1 protein-coding gene is annotated in these 1,956 nt (G+C 44.1%); it reads right to left on the bottom strand.

Annotated features, from left to right (window positions below; all coding sequences use genetic code 11):
- Window positions 1-1,956, bottom strand: a 1,956-nt coding sequence (locus OM416_RS31670; RefSeq protein ID WP_264936337.1) for a condensation domain-containing protein, incomplete at both ends; no start/stop codon positions are given.

The raw sequence follows: 1,956 nt of genomic DNA, 5'->3' as shown, positions 1-1,956 counted from the left end.
GCGGAGAGACAACTTCTTTCCGCGCTCCTTCGGATGTCAGCATGGACAAGGTTATAACTTCATCGGCCTTCAGCGCTTCTGGTTTCTGTTCACCGATAAGCACTACCTTGGCCTTACTGTCCTTCAGCATGTAAGCTACTCGCTGATCTGGATATTTGGGATCAATCGGCATGTACGCTGCTCCGACCTTCAAAATCGCCAAAATCCCCGTGATCGTATGCGTATTTCGCTCAGCCATAATACCTACGTATTCTCCGTGCTCTACACCTGCAAGCCGTAACTGTTCTGCCAGCTGACTGGAACGCTGCTCCAGTTCACGGTACGTCATCTGCTCTTCGCCTGACACAACAGCTAGCTGATCAGGAGTCAATGCAGTCTGAGAATGGAACAGTTCCACCACGCTTCGGTCAGACGGATATACCGTGTCTGTTGCATTAAATTGATTGAGGATCACGTCCATTTCATTCTCATCAATAAGTCGAATTTGATCCATAGACACTTCAGGATTCACAACGATTTGCATCAAAGCACTACGTAACCGTCCCAGAATTGTAGACACTTCTTCCCTGCTGTATCGATGAGTATCATACATCAGAGCGAATTCTAACGTTTCTGCATTCATGGCCAGCAATGTCAATGAATAATTCGTTTGCTCCCTTGCTTCAATCATTTTAAAGTTTTCATTCTGCGCTGCTGTTTCAGGCTGGACAAAATAGTTTTCGAATGCCAGCATCGTCTGAATCAGATAGCTTCCCTGCTCATGCAGATTCTGAATATCCGCCAGCGAACAATAATCATGCTCCGAGCTTTGCAATGCTTGTTGCTGCAAAGACAGAAGCAGCTCACGCATTGTGTTTTTGGCTCTCGCCTGAACATGTACAGGGATCATATTAATAAACAGGCCAACAATTTCTTCAACATGAGGCAGATTTATATTTCGGCCAGATACGATTTTCCCAAATACAGCCTCACTTGAATTGTTATACTTTTGAAGTACGATTCCCCACGCTGCCTCCACAATCGTATTGACAGTTATCCCTAAATGAGAACAAAGATTTTCAACTTTAATGGTTTCACTCTTGCTTAATCCAAGCTCGATGCGCTCTACCTCTTTGTCCGTTGAATCCTGTTTCCCCTCGGGAACAATGTCTGAGGAAGATTCATAATCCTGAAGAAGCTCTTTCCAGTAGCTCAGGGAGGAAGCCTGGTCTTTTGCCTCCAGTTGAACGACGTAATCTCCATATGAAGTTGGCACAGACAAGTTTTGTTGCAGTTTCTCTTTTGAGGTTCCGTGAAGAATAGACGTGTAAAAATACAACAAGTCTTTAACAAGCAGAGACATACTCCAACCATCCATAATAATGTGGTGGAAAGTGAGTACAAGCCGCGTATCATTTTCCTGATAATCCACTAATACTGCCCGAAGCAGACTGTCATTCTCCAGATCGAATCCTCGCTCAACATCATTTATCTTTGCTTTTTCCCAAGCATGAGAACTTTCTGGATCATTCCTGAGGTCAAGATAGGAGAACTCTACGTTTTTGTGCTTCAGCAGTACCTGACGAGCTATACTGACCTGTGTATGAACGATACTTGTTCGTAATACATCGTGCTTGATGGTCAATAATTGAAGACTTTCTTTCAATGTCTCTATGTTGATTATTCCTTCCATCTGATAGACGACCTGAACCACATAACTTGTAGAGGATGGTTCAGACACTTTATGGTACAACATACCTTCCTGCAGTGAGGTAAGAGGATAAATCCGTTCCAACTCGTATCCCTGACGCTGGATCTTAAGCGTTACACCGTTCAATTCTTTCTGAGTCCAGGTACGTTCTCCGAAGTCAGAAGGGGTATGCTCTGTTTCGCTTCTGGAAACACAATGCTCAATGAGCTCCATAAGCTTATCCATGAATGCTTCGGCCAAAGCATTCATCTGACGGTCATCGCATG

Source organism: Paenibacillus sp. LS1, from assembly GCF_026013365.1.
In the GTDB taxonomy this organism is placed as follows: domain Bacteria; phylum Bacillota; class Bacilli; order Paenibacillales; family Paenibacillaceae; genus Paenibacillus.
The sequence above is the reverse complement of the archived record's forward strand: the minus strand, read 5'-3'. Positions and strand labels throughout refer to the sequence as shown.